General features: G+C 65.3%; 21 protein-coding genes. 5 read left to right on the forward strand and 16 right to left on the reverse strand.

The genetic code is table 11. From position 1 onward, the window contains the following. From AAC014_RS13010 to AAC014_RS13065, 12 genes are all read right to left on the reverse strand, one after another. Positions 1–213 (reverse strand): DUF2274 domain-containing protein, encoded by a 213-nt coding sequence (locus AAC014_RS13010; RefSeq protein WP_017499928.1) that lies wholly within the window; start codon positions 211–213, stop codon positions 1–3. After that, positions 206–1,444: a TrbI/VirB10 family protein gene (locus AAC014_RS13015; RefSeq protein WP_017499929.1), complete on the reverse strand. Its 1,239-nt coding sequence runs from the start codon at positions 1,442–1,444 to the stop codon at positions 206–208. The genes AAC014_RS13010 and AAC014_RS13015 overlap by 8 nt, the downstream gene beginning before the upstream one ends. Next, positions 1,441–2,292, reverse strand: a complete 852-nt coding sequence (trbG, locus tag AAC014_RS13020) for a P-type conjugative transfer protein TrbG (RefSeq protein WP_006635655.1) — start codon at positions 2,290–2,292, stop codon at positions 1,441–1,443. Before trbG ends, AAC014_RS13015 begins: the two co-directional genes overlap by 4 nt. Beyond that, positions 2,289–3,131: a conjugal transfer protein TrbF gene (gene trbF / locus AAC014_RS13025; RefSeq protein WP_026108910.1), complete on the reverse strand. Its 843-nt coding sequence runs from the start codon at positions 3,129–3,131 to the stop codon at positions 2,289–2,291. The genes trbG and trbF overlap by 4 nt, the downstream gene beginning before the upstream one ends. A gap of 3 nt (positions 3,132–3,134) precedes the next feature. Continuing rightward, positions 3,135–4,442 carry a P-type conjugative transfer protein TrbL gene (gene trbL, locus AAC014_RS13030; RefSeq protein WP_017499931.1) on the reverse strand — a complete coding sequence of 436 codons (1,308 nt, stop codon included), beginning with the start codon at positions 4,440–4,442 and terminating at the stop codon, positions 3,135–3,137. A gap of 136 nt (positions 4,443–4,578) precedes the next feature. After that, a complete protein-coding gene (gene trbJ, locus AAC014_RS13035) occupies positions 4,579–5,331 on the reverse strand; it encodes a P-type conjugative transfer protein TrbJ (protein ID WP_017499932.1) in 753 nt (250 codons plus the stop codon). Between the two features lie 6 nt (positions 5,332–5,337). Next, on the reverse strand, positions 5,338–7,806 hold the full coding sequence (gene trbE / locus AAC014_RS13040; protein ID WP_339709147.1) for a conjugal transfer protein TrbE: 2,469 nt from the start codon (positions 7,804–7,806) through the stop codon (positions 5,338–5,340). Further along, positions 7,800–8,030 carry a VirB3 family type IV secretion system protein gene (locus AAC014_RS13045; RefSeq protein WP_051035683.1) on the reverse strand — a complete coding sequence of 77 codons (231 nt, stop codon included), beginning with the start codon at positions 8,028–8,030 and terminating at the stop codon, positions 7,800–7,802. Before AAC014_RS13045 ends, trbE begins: the two co-directional genes overlap by 7 nt. A 50-nt stretch (positions 8,031–8,080) precedes the next feature. Continuing rightward, entirely contained in the window at positions 8,081–8,434 is a 354-nt protein-coding gene (locus AAC014_RS13050; protein WP_017499935.1) for a TrbC/VirB2 family protein, read from the reverse strand. Next, positions 8,431–9,453: a P-type conjugative transfer ATPase TrbB gene (gene trbB / locus AAC014_RS13055; protein WP_017499936.1), complete on the reverse strand. Its 1,023-nt coding sequence runs from the start codon at positions 9,451–9,453 to the stop codon at positions 8,431–8,433. Before trbB ends, AAC014_RS13050 begins: the two co-directional genes overlap by 4 nt. Further along, positions 9,450–9,875 (reverse strand): hypothetical protein, encoded by a 426-nt coding sequence (locus AAC014_RS13060; protein WP_017499937.1) that lies wholly within the window; start codon positions 9,873–9,875, stop codon positions 9,450–9,452. The genes trbB and AAC014_RS13060 overlap by 4 nt, the downstream gene beginning before the upstream one ends. Before the next feature lie 2 nt (positions 9,876–9,877). Continuing rightward, complete coding sequence (locus AAC014_RS13065; protein ID WP_038292469.1) at positions 9,878–11,905, reverse strand: conjugal transfer protein TraG; 2,028 nt, start codon at positions 11,903–11,905, stop codon at positions 9,878–9,880. A 342-nt stretch (positions 11,906–12,247) separates the two neighbouring features. Between AAC014_RS13065 and AAC014_RS13070 the strand changes: the two genes are divergently transcribed. From AAC014_RS13070 to AAC014_RS13090, 5 genes are read left to right on the forward strand one after another with little or no spacing between them, the layout of a single operon-like run. Next, entirely contained in the window at positions 12,248–12,586 is a 339-nt protein-coding gene (locus AAC014_RS13070) for a hypothetical protein (protein WP_017499939.1), read from the forward strand. Next, positions 12,583–12,957: a helix-turn-helix transcriptional regulator gene (locus tag AAC014_RS13075; RefSeq protein WP_017499940.1), complete on the forward strand. Its 375-nt coding sequence runs from the start codon at positions 12,583–12,585 to the stop codon at positions 12,955–12,957. The genes AAC014_RS13070 and AAC014_RS13075 overlap by 4 nt, the downstream gene beginning before the upstream one ends. Before the next feature lie 3 nt (positions 12,958–12,960). Then, positions 12,961–13,971: an ImmA/IrrE family metallo-endopeptidase gene (locus AAC014_RS13080; protein WP_017499941.1), complete on the forward strand. Its 1,011-nt coding sequence runs from the start codon at positions 12,961–12,963 to the stop codon at positions 13,969–13,971. A 6-nt stretch (positions 13,972–13,977) separates the two neighbouring features. Then, positions 13,978–14,658, forward strand: a complete 681-nt coding sequence (locus tag AAC014_RS13085) for a C1 family peptidase (RefSeq protein ID WP_017499942.1) — start codon at positions 13,978–13,980, stop codon at positions 14,656–14,658. Next, complete coding sequence (locus AAC014_RS13090) at positions 14,630–15,409, forward strand: hypothetical protein (RefSeq protein WP_017499943.1); 780 nt, start codon at positions 14,630–14,632, stop codon at positions 15,407–15,409. Before AAC014_RS13085 ends, AAC014_RS13090 begins: the two co-directional genes overlap by 29 nt. On the opposite strand, the gene AAC014_RS13095 is transcribed toward AAC014_RS13090, so the two are convergent. The 4 genes from AAC014_RS13095 to rlxS are packed head-to-tail and all read right to left on the reverse strand — an operon-like array spanning position 15,376 to position 19,468. Continuing rightward, on the reverse strand, positions 15,376–16,080 hold the full coding sequence (locus tag AAC014_RS13095) for a uracil-DNA glycosylase (RefSeq protein WP_017499944.1): 705 nt from the start codon (positions 16,078–16,080) through the stop codon (positions 15,376–15,378). The two genes, AAC014_RS13090 and AAC014_RS13095, sit on opposite strands and share 34 nt — an antisense overlap. After that, positions 16,077–17,255, reverse strand: coding sequence for a nucleoside triphosphate pyrophosphohydrolase family protein (locus tag AAC014_RS13100; protein WP_017499945.1), 1,179 nt, complete (start codon positions 17,253–17,255; stop codon positions 16,077–16,079). The genes AAC014_RS13095 and AAC014_RS13100 overlap by 4 nt, the downstream gene beginning before the upstream one ends. After that, the gene (locus AAC014_RS13105; protein ID WP_017499946.1) at positions 17,252–17,452 is read right to left on the reverse strand and encodes a hypothetical protein; all 201 of its coding nucleotides are present in this window, start codon (positions 17,450–17,452) and stop codon (positions 17,252–17,254) included. The genes AAC014_RS13100 and AAC014_RS13105 overlap by 4 nt, the downstream gene beginning before the upstream one ends. A gap of 51 nt (positions 17,453–17,503) precedes the next feature. Beyond that, positions 17,504–19,468 (reverse strand): relaxase/mobilization nuclease RlxS, encoded by a 1,965-nt coding sequence (gene rlxS / locus AAC014_RS13110; RefSeq protein ID WP_017499947.1) that lies wholly within the window; start codon positions 19,466–19,468, stop codon positions 17,504–17,506. Between the last annotated feature and the right edge of the window lie 657 nt (positions 19,469–20,125).

Here is a 20,125-nt window from a genome sequence, read left to right on the forward strand (position 1 = left end):
CTATTTCTTACGTGCCCGGCTGAACGAGCGGTCGCTCGCCAGGAAGCCGCTAAGCATGAATGGAATGAGGTCCGGTACGGACTCGCGTCGGCCGTAGGCCGCCTCATAGGCCTCGGCGTAGTCGTTCAGCGCTTCGATGAGATCCGGCATGACGTTGATCGTGATCTTAGCCGGCGTCCGATCGGGCAGCCTTGGCAGCTTCAAATCAGCCATGACGGCCTCCCCAGGGTCCGGGCAATATGATGTCTTTGTGCACGACCACCCGTAGCGGCCAGCCGGGACGCACGCGCAAGGTCGGCTGGATATTGAGATTGCGCGTGACGAGCTGATCGCCGGCGCGCGCGCCGCTCTGCTGCGCTGACTCGCGGATCGCCCGGACAAGGTCGCTTTCGGTGCTGCCGAAGCTCAATTCAGTGCCGACGCCCAGCAGTGTCGACAGGGCGACGCCCTTCAGAAGTTGCCAAGTATGCCGGTCGATCCGGTCGGACAGACCCGCATAGCCCTGCGTATCGGTCGCCGGCACATTGTCGATACGAATCGACGAGCCGTCGGGCAGGATAATCCGCTGCCAGACGACCAGCGCACGGCTCTGCCCAAACGCTACAACGCTGTCGTAGCTGCCGATCAGCCGCGATCCTTGCGGAATGAGCAGACCGCGCCCGGTCACACTGTCATAGACGTTCTCCGTGATCTGCGCGGTGACGAGCCCGGGAAGATCCGAGTTGAGCCCGGTTATGAGGCTCGCGGCAATGATGCTGCCGGCCTGCAAGGTCCAAGGCGATACGGACTGCGCCAGCGCGTGCGGATTGATGTCGTCGTCGCGATTGGCGTGGCCGACCAATTCGTTCTTGCGCCCCTGGGCGTTAGGATCTCGGTCAGGGTCGAGGAGCGGCTTGGCAGTCTCGGCCGATGCTGGCGGAACACTTGCATCGGTAGTCACCGGTGCAGGGGCGGCGGCGCGACCGCCGCCCGCCAATTGCAGCATGACGCCAGACTCGCGTGCGGCCTTCTGCTCAGCGGCGATGCGCTGGCGCTCGGCTTCGGCTTCCTGCGCGGCCCGGCTCACCGCATCGGCAGCGGGGTCAGGGGGAACCATCCCGCCAAGCTGCCGCTGGCGCTCGAGGATCGGCCGCCCGAGATCACCGGGAAGCGGTAGCCCGAGCTTCGGCACGTCGCCATAGCTCGTCGGCGCGCCCGCGAGCGCATCAGGCGGCGCCTTCGCGCCAACCAGCTTTTCATCGCTTCGTGCGATCAGGCTCAGGGTCGCGGGCTTGAGCGCCAGCCAGGCGACGCCGATGATCGCGGTCGAGCCGGCGGCAGCGATGGCGACGATCGCACCGCGGCGAAAACGGGTGACGCGGCCCGGCGCCGCGCGCAGAACGAGCGTTTCGGGGTCGGCTTTGGGCGCCGCGATCGGCGCGGAAGAAGCGGTTGGATCGGTCACGCGCCCCTCCCGGCCTTGCGCTGCCGGCTCTTCGGCTGGGCGGCGGTGATACGGACAATCTGCTGTTTCTTGCCGCCAAGGCGCAGCTCGGCGACACCGAACAGGCGGTCGACCACATAATAGCGGCCGGCGACGCGATAGTTGACGAGCTGGGCCTCGCCATCCTCGCCAATCACGAACAGCGGGGGCGCCTCACCCACGGCGATCGCAGGCGAGAACTCGATGTAGGTCTGCCGCCCATCGTCGAACGCGCGCAGCGGCCGCCAGGCCGGCTTGTCGCCCGAGATCGCATAGTTGAAGTTGAGGCTTTCGACCGAGAGGCCCGACGCGATCGGCGTCGCCGCCACGGCTGCATCGCGCTGACGCCGGAGCGCGATCAGCTCGTCATGTGGATAGGTCCAGGAGATCGCCGCCATCGCGGTCGCGGGCGTGCTTTCGAGCTGGAGATGGTAGGTCCGGCGATCGGTAGCAATGACAAGGTTTGTGCGTAGGCCCGCCGAAAACGGCTTGACGAGGATGTGCACGCGCTTGCTTTCGCCGATGCCGCTGGTGGTATCGCCGACAGTCCAGCGCACGGTGTCGCCGGCGGCGACGGACACAATCGTTTCGCCCGGCTGCAAGGCAATGTCGGTGATGCGCTCGGGCGCGGCATAGAGCCGGTAGAGCACGCCTTCCGCCCAGGGATAGACCTGGACGGCATATATATATCCCGCGCTCGACGGCTCGCGCAGTGCCGCCCGGTTGGCGGCAGTGACGCGCGCGGTGGGTGACGCGGGTTCGCGGCTCTGCGCAGCGACGCCCATGGCAAGCGCCATCGCGCTCGCCGCCAGGATGAGGGCACGGATCATTGGTCGGTCCTTTCGGGGGATGGTGCGGCTGCGGGTTGAGCAAGGGTCGGATCGAGCGGCGAGCCCAGCGGAATGTCGGTGGGCGGCGCGACCGGGAGTGATTGTGCGGGATCGGGCACGGCCGATGGTTGCGGCGAAGGCGGCCGGTCCTGAGGCGTTTCCAGTTCGCGGCTCCAGTCGATCGCGTCAACATAGAGACCGAGCGGGTTTTTTCGGAGCACATCGGCCAAGCGCGGCGGCTTGATCTTCACCGTGAGCATCGCCGTCCAGCGTGACGTGCTGGCGAGGCTTCCCCGCTCATATTGCTGCTCGGTCCATTTGACCTGGAAGCTCGTATCCGACGCGCGGACGACGCTCGTCACCTGCACCGAAACCGTCTTGCGCCCGACATCGGCGAACGGATTGGAGGTGCGGGCATATTCGCCGAGGAACAGTGACGCACGTTCGGTCGCGAAATCATAGGCTGATAGCCAGTTTTCACGCATCAATACCGGATCGAGCGAGCGCGCTCGAACGCCGGTGATGAACCGGCCGAGGAACCATGCGATCTGCGGATCGGTCGGCCGATAGTCCTTGGCGGCAGGCGCGACGGCCTGTGCTTGCCCGAGTGCATCGACCTCGACCACATAGGGCACGACGCGGCTTTGCATCGATTGCCAGACCAGCGCGCCCGACAGACCAGTGGTCAGGAACAGGCCGCCGAAGGCCATCAGCCGCCAGTTCTTCGCCTGTGCGCGAGCCGAGCCGATACGCTCATCCCAAAGCTGGCCCGCTCGTTGGTAGGGTGTCTCGGGTTCGGGCGTTCGCCCATAGCGCTGCAATGCGCGTCGAAATTTCATCGCTCAGTCCCTTTCCTTGATGTCTGGAGTGGCGCCAGCGCCGCCGCGGTCGCCGCCCTGGATTGCGTGGATCGCCATCTGGCGGCGGTGGCGAGCATTCTGGCTGGCATGAAGCTTCTGCGCCCAGGCGGGTGTTCCTTCAGCTGCGCCTATCGGCGCGGCTGCGGGGGCGGCGCCGCCGGCACGGGTGCTTCCTGCTTCCCATGCGGCGCGCTGCCCACGATCGGCGGCAGCGCTAACGCCGAGACCGCCGCTCATCCGGTTGGCAGCCGCGCCGCGCATGGCGGTCGCAACGCCGCCGAGGCCCGCGCCGACGCTGGTCGAGCCCGAGGTTTCCTGCCCGAGCTTGTAGGCAGTGGATGCGGCAGACCCCATCGATGTACCGGCGCGGATCGCGCCGAGACCGGCCCCCGCGAGACCGCGTGCCGCGCCGACGGCGCCAGCGCCTGCCATCGCAAGACCTCCGCCGGCAAGCACGGTAGTGGCGATCACCGATCCGGCGCCGAGCTGCGGCGCGCCGGCGACGAGGCCGGATGCGATTCCCGGGCCGAAGATGGAGAGGCCAAAGATCGCGAGGCTCGCGAGCATCAGCGACACGGCCTGTTCGATCGACACCTCGTCGCCGGTGATCGCACTGGTGAAGTCGGCGAAATAGTTAGAGCCGATGCCGACGATGACCGCGAGCACCATGACCTTGATGCCCGAACTGACGACGTTCCCGAGCACCCGTTCGGCGAGGAACGACGTGCGGTTCCACAGCGCAAAGGGCACGAGCACGAAGCCGGCGAGCGAAGTAAGCTTGAATTCGAGGATTGTGATGAAAAGCTGGATCGCGAGGATGAAAAAGGCGGCGATGACGACGACCCAGGCGATCACCAGCACGGCGATCTCGATGAAATTGTCGAAGAAGGCGATCGGGCCAACCAACTCCTTCGCCTGCTCGAGGAGCGGCCATGCTGCCTCGAAGCCGGTCCCGGCCAGCTTGCCGGGTCGCAATAAATCGTCAGCCGTAATCGCGCTGCCCCCTGCGGTGAGGCCGAGGCCGGCGAAGCTGCGAAAGATGATATCGGACAGTGTCGAGAAGCTGTTGAGGATCAGGGCGAAGACGCCGACATAGAGGATCTTTTTGAGGAACTTGGCGATGACGTCGTCTTCGCCGCCGAGCGCCCAGAACAGCCCGGCGAGCGTGATGTCGATGCCGATCAGGATCGTGGTCAGGAAACCGACGTCACCGCCCAACAGGCCGAACCCGCTGTCGATGTAGGAGGCGAAGGCCTCCATGAACTGATCGATGACATTCAGGTCATCCATATGGGCGGGTTCCTGCTTGAAGTTGAAAGGTGTCGCGGGGACCGGCGGCCATGAGAGGGGCAAGCCCTACGGCCCCCGCGACGAGACAGGTTCGGACCCGGGGGGAGCTGGGGGCGCGGTCCTCGCCTGCCTCAGCTCATTGGCGTGGCGTGTAAGCCTTGCCGTCGCCGAGGAAGCGGCGCGTCGACTCGCGTGCCTCGCGCGCGATCTGGCCCCGCTGCGCCTGCTCGACCGATTCCGCCCGGAACTGCGCCGCCATCATTTGCTGAAGCTGGAGCTGCTGCTTGGCGGTGAGCGCGAGAAGCTGGTTCGTGGCCTGCTGCGCCTGAAGCGAGCCTTCCGCGCCCTGGCTGCGCGCGACGATGTCGGCGAGCGCCTGCGTGTCGCTCCGTACGTTGTCGACGATGCGGTTCTGGACCCCCATCGTCTGGCGAAACGCGGACATCGCGGTATCGAGTTGATCGCGTGCGCGAGCCACACGCTGATCGCGGCGGAACACCTGATCGAACTCCTGCGGGTAGAGCTGGCGGAAGCGCTCGTCGAGCTGATCGATGCGGAAGTCGACGCCCTGCGCCTGGCCCATGAGCTGGTCGATCTGCTGGAGGCGCTGGCGAAGCTCCTGAAGTTGCGGGAAATCGATCCGGGACAGGTTCTTGCCCTGGTTGATCAGCATCTGCGCTTCGTTCTGGAGACTCTGGATCTGGTTGTTGATCTGGGCAAGCGTGCGCGCGGCGGTGAGCAGGTTTTGCGAATAGTTCGATGGATCGAACACACTGAGCTGGGCCGCGACGGGCGTCGAGGTCAACGCGATGCCGATACCGAGCGAGCCGACGGCGCCGAGCGCGAGAGCGGAGAGGCACGCATATTTGCGGATAGGGATACGGGGCACGGGAAATTACTCCTTGTCTTCTGGGGGGCGGGCGGCAGGGTGACGCCCAAGCAGGTCGGCCGCCCAATCGAGGCCGGCTTGGGAGAGAAAGGTCGCGGCGAAGTCGGCCTGGCCCTTTTCGGCCAGCACCGCGTCTATGCGCTTCTGGCTGTCGGGATCGGACGCGCCGCACAACGCCAGCGCGATCGGGCCTAGCCCAAGCTCGAACAGCCGGTTGCCGCGCGCTGATTGCAGATAATATTGCCGCTTGGGCGTCGCGCGGCTGACCAGTTCGATCTGGCGCGCGTTGAGACCGAAGCGGACGTAGACCGTCTGGCCCTGCGGCTCGATCGCCCGATCATTGGGCAGCAAGATGCGCTGCGGACAGCTTTCGATGATGGCCGGCGCGATCGTGCTGTCGGCGATATCGGCTAGGCTCTGTGTCGCGAACACGACGCTGACGTTCTTCTTGCGCAGCACCTTCAGCCACTCACGGATGCGCGCGGCGAACAGCGGGTGGTCGAGGAACACCCAGGCTTCATCCAGTACGAGAAGCGTCGGCCGCCCGGTGAAGCGCTCCTCGAGACGATGGAACAGGTAGGTCAGCACGGGCGCAACGACGCCCGCCTGCCCCATCAGCGCTTCAGTCTCGAAGCACTGCACGTCGGCGATCGCTAGATCGTCTTCGGCGGCGTCGAGCAGGCGGCCGAACGATCCTTCGAGCGTATAGGGCGCGAGCGCCGATCGCAGCGGTGCCGATTGCAGCAGCAGCGACAGGCCGGTGAGCGTGCGTTCCTCGATCGGGGCGGTCGCGAGATTGGTGAGCGCCGACCAGACGGCCTCCTTGATCTCGGGTGTGACCAGTACTTTCTCATGGGCGAGCAGCGCGCCGATCCATTCGGTCGCCCAGGCGCGTGCGTTGGAGCGATCGATGTGGCGCAGCGGCTGGAAGGCGATCGTTCGCCCGCCCACGTCATCGGCATGACCGCTCTCACCGCCAAGCCCGAGCGCGTGATGCGCGCCGCCCATCGCCAGCACGGCCGCGCGCGCCGAAAATCCCTTGTCGAAGACATAGACCTGGGAGTCTGGATATCGCCGGAACTGAAGCGCGAGCATTGCGAGCAGCACCGACTTTCCGGCCCCGGTGGGTCCGACGATCAGCATATGACCGACGTCGCCGACATGCGTGCTGAGACGGAACGGCGTCGAGCCGCTGGTTTCCGCATAAAGCAGCGGCGGACCGTCGAGGTGCGGATTACGCGCCGGTCCTGCCCATACCGAGGACAGCGGCATGAGATGCGCGAGATTCAGGGTGTGGACGATCGGTTGCCGGACGTTCGCATAGACATGGCCCGGCAGGCTCGACAGCCACGCCTCGACCACATTCATGCCCTCGCGGATGCAGGTGAAGCCGAGCCCGTTGACGATGCGCTCGACCGCGCGGACCTTTTCCTCGACGCGGGCGCGGTCGATATCGGCAACGGTGATCGTCGTCGTCAGATAGCCGAACGCGACATGATCGCCGCCGAGCGCCTGCAAGGCGAGGTCGGCATCGACCACCTTGTTGTCGGCATCGCTGTCGAGAAGCTGGACCGGCTGGTTGTAGATGACTTCGCGCAGCAGCGCGGTGATCGACTTGCGCTTGTTGAACCACTGCCGCCGCAGGCGAGTGAGCGCTTTGGTTGCGTCGGTCTTGTCGAGCGCAATGAAGCGCGTCACCCAGCGATAGCCAAAATCCTCATGGTTGAGTCCGTCGAGGATGCCGGGACGGCTCGCGTTCGGAAATCCGAGGATGGTGAGCGTCCGCAGATGCTCGTCGCCGAGCATCGGTTCGAGCCCGCCGGTCAGCGGCGTGTCGGCGAGCAGCCCGTCCAGATAGATGGACGTTTCGGGCACGGCGACGACATGGCGGCGCGCGGAGATCGCACCGTGGAGAAAGGTCAGCATTTCGCTGTCGCCGAGCGCGCGCACCTCGGGCATGAAGCCTCTGAACAGGTCAAGCGCACGATCCGTCTCGGCGATGAAGCCGGCAAGCGCTTGTCGCCAGTCGCGGCCCTTCGCGTCGTCGCTGCGCTCGATCAGCGCTCGGCCCGCCGTGTCCGCCTGATCGGGCGGAGGCAGGAGGGTGAGCGTCAGATAATAGCGGCTCTCGAAATGCGCGCCCGCGCTTTCGAACGCCGCGCGCCGTTCCTCATCGACCAGCCACGACGCCGCATCGGGAAAGCTGCTGTCGGGATAACCCAGCGCTTCGCGCCGCTCGGCCTCGAAATGGAGTGCCCAGCCCGAGCCGAAGCGCTTCAGGACATTGTTCGCCCGCGCGCAGGCGGCGACAAGCTCGGCTTCGGTGGCGGATTCTAGATCGGGGCCGCGGAACCTGAGGACGCGCAAAAAGCTGCCGTCCTTGTTGAGCACCACGCCGGGCGCGACAAGCGCCGCCCATGGAAGATGATCGGCGAGCCGGTCGGCCTTCTGACGGTATTCGCGCAGATTCAGCATGACAGATGCCCCTTCTGGCGAAGGTGGCGGACAAGGACCGGGGCGAAGTCGGGATCGCGCTTGGCGGCGAACACCGCGAGAGTGTGCCCGAACGCCCACATGGCCAGCCCGGCGATCCACTGCTGGAGACCGAGTCCGAGCGCGGCCGCGATCGTACCATTGACGATCGCGATCGCTCGCGGCGCCCCGCCAAGCAGGATCGGCTCGGCAAGCGCGCGGTGCATCGGCGCCTCGAACCCCTCGATATGGCTGGCGCCATAGGAATTTGGCGCGTTCACGAGATGAGCGCCCCGCCGCCGAAGCTGAAGAAGCTGAGGAAGAAGCTCGACGCCGCAAACGCGATCGACAGGCCGAAGATGATCTGGATGAGGCGCCGGAACCCGCCTGCCGTCTCGCCGAACGCGAGCGTCAAACCGGTGACGATGATGATGATCACCGCGACGATCTTGGCGACAGGACCCTGGACCGATTCGAGGACCTGCTGAAGCGGTTCCTCCCACGGCATGCCCGAGCCGGCGGCCTGCGCGGTGGCGGCGAGCGCAAGCCCGAGGCCGATGGCGGCGCCGGTGAGGAAGATGCTCCGACGATCGGGAATACGGGCAGGAATACGGGACAAGCGCATGGTCATTCTCCTTGGGGTTCGAGGGCGTGGTCGGGAGTAAGGTCGAGGACGGCGTAGCCGCCGTCGGGATCGAGGCCGGCGACGCGCGCGATCGTGTCGACGCGGCGCGCGAGGCCGCGCCCGGCGATGAACACGATCATGTCGATGGCGTCGGCGATCAGCCGGCGCGGAACGGTGACGACGCTTTCCTGCACGAGCTGCTCGAGCCGGTAGAGCGCCGACACTGCCGAATTGGCGTGGACGGTTGCGATGCCGCCCGGATGCCCGGTGTTCCAGGCTTTGAGCATGTCGAGCGCTTCGCGCCCGCGCACCTCGCCAACGACGATGCGATCGGGGCGGAGCCGCAATGTCGAGCGGACAAGATCAGCCATCGTGACGCCGCCGGCTCCGGCAGTGCCAATCGTACGCGTGCGCAGCCCCACCACGTCGGGCGCGGCGCATTGCAACTCACGCGTGTCTTCAATGATGATGACGCGTTCGTCGAGGTGCGCCATCTCGGCGAGCAGCGCGTTGGCAAGCGTCGTCTTGCCCGAACTGGTGCCACCCGCGACCAGGATGTTCTTGCGCTCGACCACGGCCATCGACAGCAGTCGCGCCGTGTCGGCGGGCATGATGCCGTCCCGCACATAGTCGAGCAAAGTGTAGATGCGCGCCGCGGGCTTGCGGATCGAGAAGCACGGCGCGAGGCTGACCGGCGGCAGGATACCCTCGAACCGCTCGCCCGCGCCTTCGCCGTGCGGTGGCAGCTCGGCTGACACGATCGGCGCATTGCCATGAACCTCTGTCCGTGCGTGGCTGGCAACCAGGCGGATGATCCGCTCGACCTGCGCGGGCTCATATTTGGTGCCGGTATCGATCCGGCCTTCGCCGAGTCGATCAAGGCGCAACACGCCGTCCGGGTTCACCATGATCTCGATGACCACCGGATCGGCCAGCGCTGCGGCGATGGTCGGCCCCATCGCGGTGCGCAGCATCGCGCGCCGACGCCCTGCGGAATTATCGGAGCCGAAAAGCGTGTCGCTCATCGCCCACCTCCATTGTCTTTCGCGGAGGCAGCAAGCGTGCGCTGGCCGCTGGCGAGCGCTTCGCCGACGCGGGCAATGAACGCCTCGAAGCGGTCTCGGCCGATCGCACGCGCCGCTTCGTCGGCTTCGGCCAAAGGGGCCTGCACCATCAGTTCATAGCGGATGAACAGCGCCAGGCTCTCGAGCAGCACATGCCCGTCACGCTCGACACGCCCCAGCGCGAGCGACATGCGATCGAGCCGCTGGCTGAACTTGTTCTCCAGCTCGCTCGCCGCCTGCCGGTTGAGCCAGGCGGTGAGCGCGTCGGTGAGGATCGCCGATTTGGACGCGCCGGGCTGGCTCGCCAGCGCCTCGAAGCGGTGGCTCAGATCTTCGGGCAGGAAGAGCTGGTAGCGGACGCGGTTGGGTTTGATCGCGGCCATTGTCAGAAGTCCGGCAGCATGTCGGCGCTGCGACCCTGATTGATCGCGTGAGCGCGGATCAGCGTGCCGGTGGCGCCGGCGCGGTCCATCGCGTGCTTGTCGGCGATCGTGTCGGTGTCGTCGCTGTCCAGGCCGAGCAGGTCGAGCTGCTTTGGCGGCTCGGGTTTTTTGGCGGGTTCTTCGCCGAGGCCGGGGTGGCGCTGCTGTTGCAAGCCGCCGTCCTCATCCGCCTTCGCATCGTCATCGGGCTTGCCGAGCCGGGTATCGGGCGCGCGGACCAGTCCGCTCCAGTCGTTGGGGCGTGCCTGCGGCCGGTCGGGATAGTCTCCGGGCGCGGGCTGCGGCGGCGGTGCGATCCGCTCGCGGAAATTGCGGTCCTCGTAATAGCGCAGCTTCCTCGCGCGGATCGGGGCCATGCCGGAGACAAGGACAAGCTCATCCTTGGGCGGGAGCTGCATCACCTCGCCGGTGGTCAGGAGTGGCCGGGCGGTCTCCTGCCGGCTGACCATGACGTGCGCCAGCCAGGGCGCGAGCCGGTGGCCGGCATAGTTGCGCATCGCGCGCTGTTCGGTGGCGATGCCGAGCGCGTCCGAAATCCGCCGCGCCGTGCGCTCGTCGTTGGTCGCAAACGCGACGCGGACATGGCAGTTGTCGAGGATCGAGTTGTGCTCGCCATAAGCCTTCTCGATCTGGTTCAAGGACTGCGCGATCAGGAAGGCGCGCACTCCATAGCCCGCGAGAAAGGCAAGACTGGTCTCGAAGAAGTCGAGCCGCCCCAATGCCGGGAACTCGTCGAGCATCATCAGGAGCTTGTGCTTGCCCGCCCTGGCGGGATCGGCATCGAGCTTTTCGGTGAGGCGGCGGCCGATCTGGTTGAGCACCAACCGCACCAGCGGCTTGGTGCGGCTGATGTCCGATGGCGGGATGACAAGGTAGAGCGAGACCGGATGGCCGGCCTCGACGAGATCGGCGATCCGCCAGTCGCAGCGCGATGTCACCGCGGCGACGGTCGGGTCGCGATAGAGCCCGAGAAACGACATTGCGGTGGAGAGGACGCCGCTGCGCTCGTTCTCGCTCTTGTTGAGCACCTCGCGCGCCGCCGAGGCGACGACGGGATGGATCTGCGGCGCATCCTTCGTGCCGAGGTGATTGGTGGTCATCATCCGCCGGAGCGTGGCGGTGAACGGCCGCTGCGGGTCCGACAGGAATGTGGCTACCCGTGCGAGCGTCTTTTCTTCCTCCGCATAAAGGACGTGGAGGATCGCGCCGACCAGGAGCGAATGGGAGGTTTTCTCCCAGTGGTTGCGCCGTTCGAGCGCGCCTTCGGGATCGACCAGGATGTCGGCGATGTTCTGGACGTCGCGGACCTCATGCTCGCCGCGCCGGACCTCCAGCAGCGGGTTGTATTTGGCGGAAGCGGGATCGGTCGGATTGAACAGCAGGACGTGGGAGAAGCGCGCGCGCCAGCCGGCGGTGAGCTGCCAGTTCTCGCCCTTGATGTCGTGAACCACGGCGCTGCCGGTCCAGCCAAGCAGTGTCGGTATGACCAGCCCGACGCCCTTGCCCGAACGGGTTGGCGCGAACGCCATGATATGTTCGGGGCCGTCATGCCGGAGATAGCGGCCGCGCGAGCGGCCCAGGAATACGCCGGCATCACCGTAAAGGCCGGCCCGCTCGATCTCGTTCGGCCTGGCCCAGCGCGCCGAACCATAGGTGGTGACGTGACGCGACTGCCGCGCGCGCCAGAGCGAGCCTGCGATCGCCGCGCCGCAGCCGATGAAACCGCTCGCGCCGGCGAGCGCGCCGGCCTTGTCGAAAACATGCGGCGCATAGGCATCGTAGTGATACCACCAGGGGAAGAGCGCCCAGGGACGATAGACCGGCGTGCTTCCAGCCATGAACCAGGCCGGACCAAGTTCGGGCTGGTAGGCGAGCATCGCCGCCGCCCATTGGGTCGCCGCCCAGAGGCCCGCGATCACGATTGCGAACACGACAAGGATCTGGCCGATGAGCAATTTGGTCGGGGTCACGTTGAAGCTCCCGCCCATACCGCCGGATGCGGTCGGGGCGCGGCTTCAAGACTCGGCTATGGGCCGCCCGAAATGAACGGAGCCGCTGGGGGCTGGTGGGTGACCGAAGGAGATCACTCGTCGGCGACTGACTCAATATTCCAGCTCTGTTCTTTTGATCGAGCTATGACCCGAGTTGATGATTCTGCCCTGTCGTTGTCCCTCGAGGTGGCACTGACCACCACACCGCACCGCCGATGACCCGCTACACCCTGCAAAAATCCGAGCTGCAAATTCGGGCTTGCGTGTCGGATTATCAGACATTATATCGCATTTAATGTAGTGAAATCGTGCGAGGCATGCATGGCGACAATCGCTCCTCCGCAGCCCGCGGCAACCGCGTTTCCCAAAGCCGACGCCATTAGGGCGTTGGTCGACGAACTGCTGCAAGTGGCCAGGGCTGAGGCACAGGTGCGCGGAATTGCCCTGCCTCCGGAAAACCCGAAGATCATCCAGGCGCCCGTGCCACTCGACTCCTTGTCCGTGGTCGACACGCTTTGCGCGGTGGAGCAGGTCCTCGACATCGAGCTTCGCGACAGCATCGTCCGCACCGGCGGCTACAATTCGATCGAGAAGGCGATTGACGACCTCCTCCCTAAGATCGAACGCGTCTGGGTTAAGAAGAAAGGGTCGAAGCCATGACCAATCTCGCACTCCGCCAGGAAGGCGACGAGCAGGAGCGGCGGCGCTTGGGCGACCGTCTGCGCGAAGCACGGAAATATCTCGGCCTCAAGCAGGAAGAAGTTGCTGCCTATCTCAAGATTCCCCGGACCGCGCTTACCGATATCGAGAATGGCCAGCGCCGCGTTGAAGCGATCGAACTGACGCGGCTTGCCCGTCTTTACCGCCAGTCGGTGGCCTATTTTACCGGCGAAGACGAGGCCTCCGCGAGCCTTCCCGCCGATGTCGCCCATCTGGCGCGACGCGTTGCGGCCTTGTCGACTGAGGACCGGGCCGAGCTGAGCCGGTTTGCCGAATATCTCCGCTCGCGGTCTGGCGGCGAACGGAGCTGATCGATGGCGTCGGATTATGCGAGCGCGGTTCGCGCTGGTACGATGGCAGCGGGCCGCCTGCATCGCGAACTCGATACGCGCGCACTGATCGAGACCCAAGGCGGCAGCGTCGATGTCTTCGGCGCGATCCATGCCGTGGGTCTACCCTTGCTGCTTCGTCCTCTGAAAGGCCTGCTCGGCGCCTATCTCAGCGCACCTGCTCCTGGCGTTCTCGTCACGACGGAACGACCGATGAGCATCCAGCGCTTCACGGCCGCGCACGAACTCGGGCATTTTTCGATGCGACACGAGCCGAGCCTCGACGATGAGAGCATCCTGCGCCGGATGCCGATGTCGCCCGAACCGGGAAACAACTTCGAGGAAACCGAAGCCGACGCCTTTGCGATCGCCTTCATGATGCCGAAATGGCTGGTGCTCGCGCACAGCGCGCGACAAGGATGGCAGATCGATCATTTCCGGCGCCCCAATGTCGTCTATCAGCTCTCGCTGCGGATCGGCGCCAGCTATGAGGCGACGTGCCGCACCCTGGTTCGCTACAATCTGATTTCGCCATCGGTGATGACCGACCTGCTCCGGACGCAGCCGCGCAGCCTGAAGGTCGATCTCCTCAAGGACTATCGGCCCGACAACTATCGCGGCGACGTCTGGCTGCTGACCGAGCGCGATGCCGGCTCGCGGATCGATGGCAGTCGCAATGATCTTTTCGTGCTGCAGCTCGAAGAACATAGCGGCGGTGGGTATCTCTGGGATCTCGACCAACTGATCGCCAGCGGCTTCGCCGTCGTTCGAGACGAGCGTGAGGCAATCGACGGCGATGGCATCGGTGGTCCCGTTGTCCGCCGTGTCACCGCGGCGCCCGATGCGCCGCGGCGCGGCCGCATGTCGCTCGACGAGCGGCGGCCGTGGCAGCCTGCGCCGGCCCTCACCAGCCTGACGCTCGATTTCGACCTCACCGGCCCGGAACAGACGGGCCTGTCGCGCGCCGAACGGCGGCACCTGCTCGAGGCCGCCTGACGCCCCATGATCGATATCGTCCGTGACCTTCGGCCGCTGTTCGGGCCTGCGCGCGATCAAGGCGCGCGGCCGACATGCCTCGCATTCGCCGCGAGCGACACCCACGCCGGGCTTCGCGACGGCTGGGCACCGCTGTCGTGTGAATTCGCCTTTTATGCCGCGCAGAAACGGGCGGGCAGACCGCCGACGAGCGGCGCACTGCTATCCACAATGCTGGACGCGCTACGGCTCGATGGCCAACCCGACGAGAAAGGCTGGCCGTATCTGGCAGCGGTTCCAGCCGATCATCGACTGTGGACGCCGCCGGCGACCGTTGGCCCGCTCTATGGCCGCAACGGACAGAGGGATGGAACCGACCTGTCATCCATCCTTGCCGCGCTGGATCGTGACACGCCGGTGCTCATGCTGACGATGCTGTCACGGTCTTTCTTCCAGCCGCGCGGTGATGGCGTCGTCGATCCGGCGAACGACGAACTCCCCGAGCCAGCGCAACGGCACGCGGTCGTCGCGGTCGGGCATGGAACCGTGGACGGCACCCCGGCCATTCTCATCCGCAACAGCTGGGGACCAGGTTGGGGCTTGGAAGGCCACGCCTGGCTTACTGAGCGCTTTCTAGCGCCGCGCCTTTTCGCCACGGCAAATTTGACGGAGGAAGTCGATGTATCTTCCCATACCGCCGCAGCCTGACTGCGTTGCTGGCTGGCGCGAGGCGGTCCGGCTCGTCGACCTCGCCACCGGACACCAGGCGCAGAATGTCGTCATCTCCGTGGCCGAGCCGACTGCGCGCGCAACACTCGCCGATCCCGTCGTGGCGGAAGTCGATGCCTTCCTTTCGGGCCATGGCAAGAAGCCCATCGAGACGGTCGCCAACACGATTTTTCCGGCAGCGCTGTACAGGCGCTACGGCGCGCCGCAATTCTTCGACCGGTTTCGCGACAACGTGCTGCCGAAGGTCCGGAGGTCGGGCGCTTGGTCGGGCTATTATTTCGAACGGATGATGGAATTGCCCCGCGCCGACGGCCAGCCAATCAATCAAATCTGGGGCATCGTCGAGCGCCTGCGCAACCCGAACGTCCGAGCGCTCAACAAATTCGAACTGCTGATCTTCGACCCCGCCCGCGACGTGAATGACTCGCCCTACGGCGGTCAGTGCCTGAGCTTTGCCAGTCTCAAGCTGATCGGCAAGGGCGACGATCGTCGCCTCGGCATGACCGCGCTCTACCGCAATCACTACTATATCGAAAAACTGCTCGGCAATCTGATCGGCCTCGGCCGTCTGCTCGAATTCATCGCCAAGGAAGGCGGGGTCGCGCTGGGTCCGCTCACGATCGTCTCGACCAACGCCACGGTCGACACCGCCAACTGGAACCGCGGCGATCTTAAGCAACTCTTTGAACGCTGCGATCAGGCGAGCGCACATCTCCGTGCTGCGGCGTGAGGCGCGCCCAACGGCAGTTCTAGCGGCTCATCGTTGTCATCCGCGACACCGTACAGGCTGAACATGCCCTCGATGAACTCGCGCTGCCCGCCGTAGCTCGGATGGCGGACCGCGGTGGTCGGAATGTCGAGACCGTCCAGCGCCAGGTGAGCGTCGCGCCCGATCGCGACGATCTGGCGGGGCCGGATCATTGACACGAGGGCTTGCAATATCGGCCAGGTCGCCTCGCGCTCGCTTCGCGTGTGGCATCGGTTCGACATCGGATCATCCGCTTCATGGGGATGGAACGGGAAAACGTTCCAGAGCATGACAGGCTGACCGATCCGCTCTAGCACACGCCAGACGATCGCCGCGGTGCGCTCCGCCACGGCGGGTCCCTGCGTCGCACGTTCAAATGCGATGCCGCCCATCAGCGTGCCGGCATGTCCGAGGTGAATTTCGTCGGTCAGCGGTACGCCCGTACGCCGCCCCCCGCGATAGCCGAGATCACGCGCGATCCAGATCGTTTCGACGCGATGATCAAGCGCCGCGGTGAGCAGCATTTCGAGATTGTCGCGGCGCCGGGCGGCGGCGTCGCTGCGGTCATGGACCGTGCAGCGATCGCGCCAGGGATTGAACACTGAGGGAAGTTCGGTCGCCGCCAGGGTGGACACAAAGGATTTCGGGGTCATGACGGCAATTCCTTGATACGCAGGCGGCGATTGGCGAAGTCGATCAGGACGCGGCCGCGCCGATGCTCCTGAAGGAAGCGGAAAGCCGTATAGCCCTGGAGGATCGCTTCCTCCCAAAGCCACAGCGGACAGCGTTCTGATTCGTAGCCGGCGACGAACTGGCGGACATGCTTCAGCATGTCCAGCGGAAGGCCACCGCGCTTCACGTTTTCAAAGTACCGGAGTTGCTGCGCTTGTCCGAAAATCCAGGAAGTTATGCCCTCTTCGATGAGAATCGCCCGAGCACCGTCTTCGGCGTCGTCGAGTTTCGGATCGCTCTTGCGCTTGAGACGGAGCAGCGCACGCAGCACTGGCGACCAGCCAAGCACCGCGACATAAGCGTAGTGAAAGACATCGTGGAAACGATAGTCGTCGGGTTCGAGCGCGTTGTCGGTGAGCCGGTCGCCGACATACACACCGCTTGAGCGTTGATACACGAATGTCTGCCCGCGAACGGTGCGTTCATAGACGTCGATCGCCATCCGCCGCGGCAATTGCTCTTCTGGGTCGAGCGCCGCATCGGTCGGCGCCGGATAGATGCGCTCGCGCGGCCAGCGATCGAAGATCTTGTGAAGATTCTTCACGGCGGCAGCCTCGATGGTAACACCGGATTCGTTTGCCGCCTGGATCAACCGGCGCATGACCGCGACCAGCCGGCCCGCGAGTGCTTCGCGGTCCTTCGCAAGACCGCCCGCCTGGAAATCGTTGATGAGCAGCCCAACGTCGCCTGCCAGCGCGAGCAGGCTATGCTCGAACTGCGGCATCGGTGCCTTGGCAAGCGGAATGTGCTGCGGCTGCAGCGCATGGAAACTGAGCGTTTCGTTGCCGCCCGTCTGCCATTGTCCGCCGTTTGTCGCCGCGGCGGCAGCGATGTCGCTGAGCGCCATGCGGCTGCGCCGTGCGATCGCCGCCAGATACCAAAGGACGTCACCAAGCTCTTCCGCGACGGCGTGAGCGTAACCCAGGTAGGAGGCATCGTCGCGCTGCTTTTTCTTGGCCTCACTGAGCAAGCTGCCGACTTCGCCGAAAAGGCCAAGCATCGAGAAGCCCAGTGCGCGGCCACCGCTGCGTTGATCAGTCCGCGCGGCCTGCTTCGCATAATCCGCAACAGTGAGAGCTTCGAAATCCTCGCTCATCGCCTGCCCTTCCGGCGATCCGATATCGCGTCTGCGGGGACGCTCACGCCATAGGCTTCAAGTGCCCGCAGTACGATCATCCGGATCGGCTCGCGGGAATCGAGCGACCGTTGACCGAGATCGCGTTTCGTAACGGCAGGAATCTGCACCTGAAGATGCTCGTCGCCGACATCGGTTTGCGCTGCGATATTTTTCATGAATCCATGAAAACATAATTTCATGAAAATAGAAAGCCCGAATCCTCCGGATCAGGAGACGCTCGGCCCGCTGCGCTGCCGCCCGAGTGTCCAGTTGATCCCGCCGTCGCGCATGATGCCCGAGACCGATTTACCGACATGGCGATCGAGAACAGAGCGCCACGGCACCAGCGTGAAATCGCGCGACCGTTCGATGAGCGCATGGCGACCACTCGTCATCTCGACTGCGCGCACGAGCCTGCCTTGAACAGCCTCCCCCTCTCTGGCCTCGGCGAACGGAACGCCTAACTTGTCGGAGAGCTGGCGGGCGACACGCAGCAATTCTCGCCGCTGGAGCGCGGCGAGCATCCCTCGCCGATAGACCGTCTGCCCATCCTGTTCGTCTGCAAGCTGTTCGGTGATCAGCCATTGCCGTCGCATCGCCTGCGCTGAACGAACCTCGTGCCCGAACCCAGCATCGCGCACTGGCACCGGCGCTTCGGCGACCAGCTCGCGATCGAGCCAGGTCGCGGCATCGGTTCCCGGTAATTTGTCGAGCGGGATCGCCGACAGGGTTTCAATGGCAACGGGGTGGTCGCGGAACTGCATGGCTTCGAACCTCTCGACCCTGGCGAGATGGTCCGGCGCGATGATCCAGCTTCCGTCGGGCTCGCGCTCGACGACGCCCGAGATTTTTCGCATCGCTTCAAGCCGCCGGACATGCGTTTCGGCGAAGCGTTCGCTGGCGGTCGGATCGTGCTTCAGATGGGCGTCGATCGAATAGCGCCCGCCGTTCGCCGCCGCGATCTCGTCGATCGTCCGATCGACGGCGCGAATGCCGCCCTCGCGTGGCGCGATCCGGACGATGGCATTTTCGGGGATCGTGTCGACCAGCTCGCCCTTGCCGATCTCGGCATAATGGGTGCGCCCGTCGATGCCGTCGACCAGCAGATAATGACGGTCTTCATGTTCGTCGGCGAGCCCGCGCATCACGACGCGGCCGATGATCGGCGTCGCCTCCTTCGCGACCGGGTCGTAGATGACGCGATCGACCGCAGCACGATCGAGCTTCCGCGCGGTCAGCTCGCGCTGCATGGTGCGGATGATGTCGCCGCGCTCGCCGATCTGGCGCAGTGTGTTCGCAAGGTCGGGCTCAAGCCGCCAGGTGCCGTTGCCGACATGCGAGGCGAGTCCCATGCGCCCGAGTTTCTGCAGGCGACCGACGCGAAGCGATTGCTGGAAGGGATCGCCATCGCTCGCGCTGACCAGCCGCGCGGTATCCATGTCGCGGATCAGCCGTCTGTCGATCGCGGTCAGCCGCTCGGCACCCGTATCGCTGCGAAGCCGCTCTTCGATTTCAAGGTCGGTGCGCGGCCCCAGGTCGAGGTTGACGATCTCGATCGCCCGCTGCCGGCTCCCGTGCGAGATATACTCGCGCGCGATCAGCAGATTCTCACCCCGATCGTTTACGCCGCGCACCACGATATGCGTGTGCGGATGGCCGGTATTGAAATGGTCGACCGCCACCCAATCGAGCTTTGTCCCAAGATCCTGCTCCATCTGCGTCATCAGCCGGCGCACGAACGGCTTCAAGTCGGGATACTGGTCGGCGTCCTCGGCCGACACGATGAACCGGAACTGGCGGCGGTCGCCGTCACACCGTTCGAGGAACGCCTTGCCATCGGCGACGTCGCTGTCGGGCGAGTAGAGCGCACCAGCCTCGCCCTCACGGGTCACGCCGTCGCGCTGAATATAGCGAAGGTGCGCCTTCGCACCGCCCATGCCTTTCCCGCCAAGGCCGACAGGCCGTATCTTGACGATCACGCGGCGCGACCGGAACGCGCCCAATCGGTCGCGCGATCTGAGCACCCGCGCAACACTCGCGCCGCGCCCGATCCGGCTGCCGTCGAAACGGCCGCGCCTGCCCGTTTTCATGCCGGCCCGCTTTGCCGCTTTCACGACGCGGCTCAGGTAGCGCTGCTCCTTGCCCCGGCCGCGCATCCGGCCCAGCTGCGGTTCGAACTCATCATCGCGCATAGCGGCGTCCTTCCATGCCGGAATGACGCTCCCCGCCGATAAGAATGGCGCGTCCTCGCCAGAGCGCAAGGAGTCTCGCGATTGGGATCGGAAAAGCCCAGAAAACCGCCACTCCTGGTAACCCTGTCTCGCACTCAAAGGGCGAGTCTCGCAAAAGCCTTCAAAAAACGATGTGCAGACAAACACTTACAAAATCGCGAGATTTTGCCTCTATCTTGCCATCGAGCCCGACTGCCACCTGCCGCCCCAGACGCCCGCTTTGCCTTCCCGCCTTCCCGATCAAAAAAGGGGAGCGGCGCCATGCGGCACCACTCCCGCGAACCTGCCCCTTCAACAGCGCATCGCCTTATTGCCAGCCTGCCTGTTCGGCCTGACGCAGCGCCCGATTGCACCGCTTCAGCCTCTTCTCAGCGGCCCTTAATTCGGCTTCGATCTGCCGCCGTTCTCCCGCGTCATCGCACCATGAAAGCTCCGCGCGAAGCTCCTCGATCTGTTGTTCAACCGACATCTCATCCTCCTGATACAAGCGAAAGATGAGCCATCGCCCGGCGGGGAGCGGGCGGGGTCAACCACCGCGCAGCGGCCGCGAAGCGGGCGACGGGGGAGCCGATTTTCTCGTCGCCGGAGTGGAGCGAAGCGGAACGCAGGTGGCGTGAA

Source organism: uncultured Sphingosinicella sp., from assembly GCF_963974575.1.
Lineage (GTDB): Bacteria > Pseudomonadota > Alphaproteobacteria > Sphingomonadales > Sphingomonadaceae > Sphingosinicella.

What these genes read in the sequence shown, in the direction of transcription:
- AAC014_RS13105 (WP_017499946.1), bottom strand. Translation starts at nt 17,452, where the DNA reads ATGAAAAATATCGCAGCGCAAACCGATGTCGGCGACGAGCATCTTCAG.
- AAC014_RS13080 (WP_017499941.1), top strand. Translation starts at nt 12,961, where the DNA reads ATGGCGTCGGATTATGCGAGCGCGGTTCGCGCTGGTACGATGGCAGCG.
- AAC014_RS13045 (WP_051035683.1), bottom strand. Translation starts at nt 8,030, where the DNA reads ATGCACCGCGCGCTTGCCGAGCCGATCCTGCTTGGCGGGGCGCCGCGA.
- AAC014_RS13050 (WP_017499935.1), bottom strand. Translation starts at nt 8,434, where the DNA reads ATGACCATGCGCTTGTCCCGTATTCCTGCCCGTATTCCCGATCGTCGG.
- AAC014_RS13090 (WP_017499943.1), top strand. Translation starts at nt 14,630, where the DNA reads ATGTATCTTCCCATACCGCCGCAGCCTGACTGCGTTGCTGGCTGGCGC.
- trbG (WP_006635655.1), bottom strand. Translation starts at nt 2,292, where the DNA reads ATGATCCGTGCCCTCATCCTGGCGGCGAGCGCGATGGCGCTTGCCATG.
- AAC014_RS13070 (WP_017499939.1), top strand. Translation starts at nt 12,248, where the DNA reads ATGGCGACAATCGCTCCTCCGCAGCCCGCGGCAACCGCGTTTCCCAAA.
- rlxS (WP_017499947.1), bottom strand. Translation starts at nt 19,468, where the DNA reads ATGCGCGATGATGAGTTCGAACCGCAGCTGGGCCGGATGCGCGGCCGG.
- AAC014_RS13075 (WP_017499940.1), top strand. Translation starts at nt 12,583, where the DNA reads ATGACCAATCTCGCACTCCGCCAGGAAGGCGACGAGCAGGAGCGGCGG.
- trbF (WP_026108910.1), bottom strand. Translation starts at nt 3,131, where the DNA reads ATGAAATTTCGACGCGCATTGCAGCGCTATGGGCGAACGCCCGAACCC.
- AAC014_RS13100 (WP_017499945.1), bottom strand. Translation starts at nt 17,255, where the DNA reads ATGAGCGAGGATTTCGAAGCTCTCACTGTTGCGGATTATGCGAAGCAG.
- AAC014_RS13085 (WP_017499942.1), top strand. Translation starts at nt 13,978, where the DNA reads ATGATCGATATCGTCCGTGACCTTCGGCCGCTGTTCGGGCCTGCGCGC.
- AAC014_RS13010 (WP_017499928.1), bottom strand. Translation starts at nt 213, where the DNA reads ATGGCTGATTTGAAGCTGCCAAGGCTGCCCGATCGGACGCCGGCTAAG.
- trbL (WP_017499931.1), bottom strand. Translation starts at nt 4,442, where the DNA reads ATGGATGACCTGAATGTCATCGATCAGTTCATGGAGGCCTTCGCCTCC.
- AAC014_RS13060 (WP_017499937.1), bottom strand. Translation starts at nt 9,875, where the DNA reads ATGGCCGCGATCAAACCCAACCGCGTCCGCTACCAGCTCTTCCTGCCC.
- trbE (WP_339709147.1), bottom strand. Translation starts at nt 7,806, where the DNA reads ATGCTGAATCTGCGCGAATACCGTCAGAAGGCCGACCGGCTCGCCGAT.
- trbB (WP_017499936.1), bottom strand. Translation starts at nt 9,453, where the DNA reads ATGAGCGACACGCTTTTCGGCTCCGATAATTCCGCAGGGCGTCGGCGC.
- AAC014_RS13095 (WP_017499944.1), bottom strand. Translation starts at nt 16,080, where the DNA reads ATGACCCCGAAATCCTTTGTGTCCACCCTGGCGGCGACCGAACTTCCC.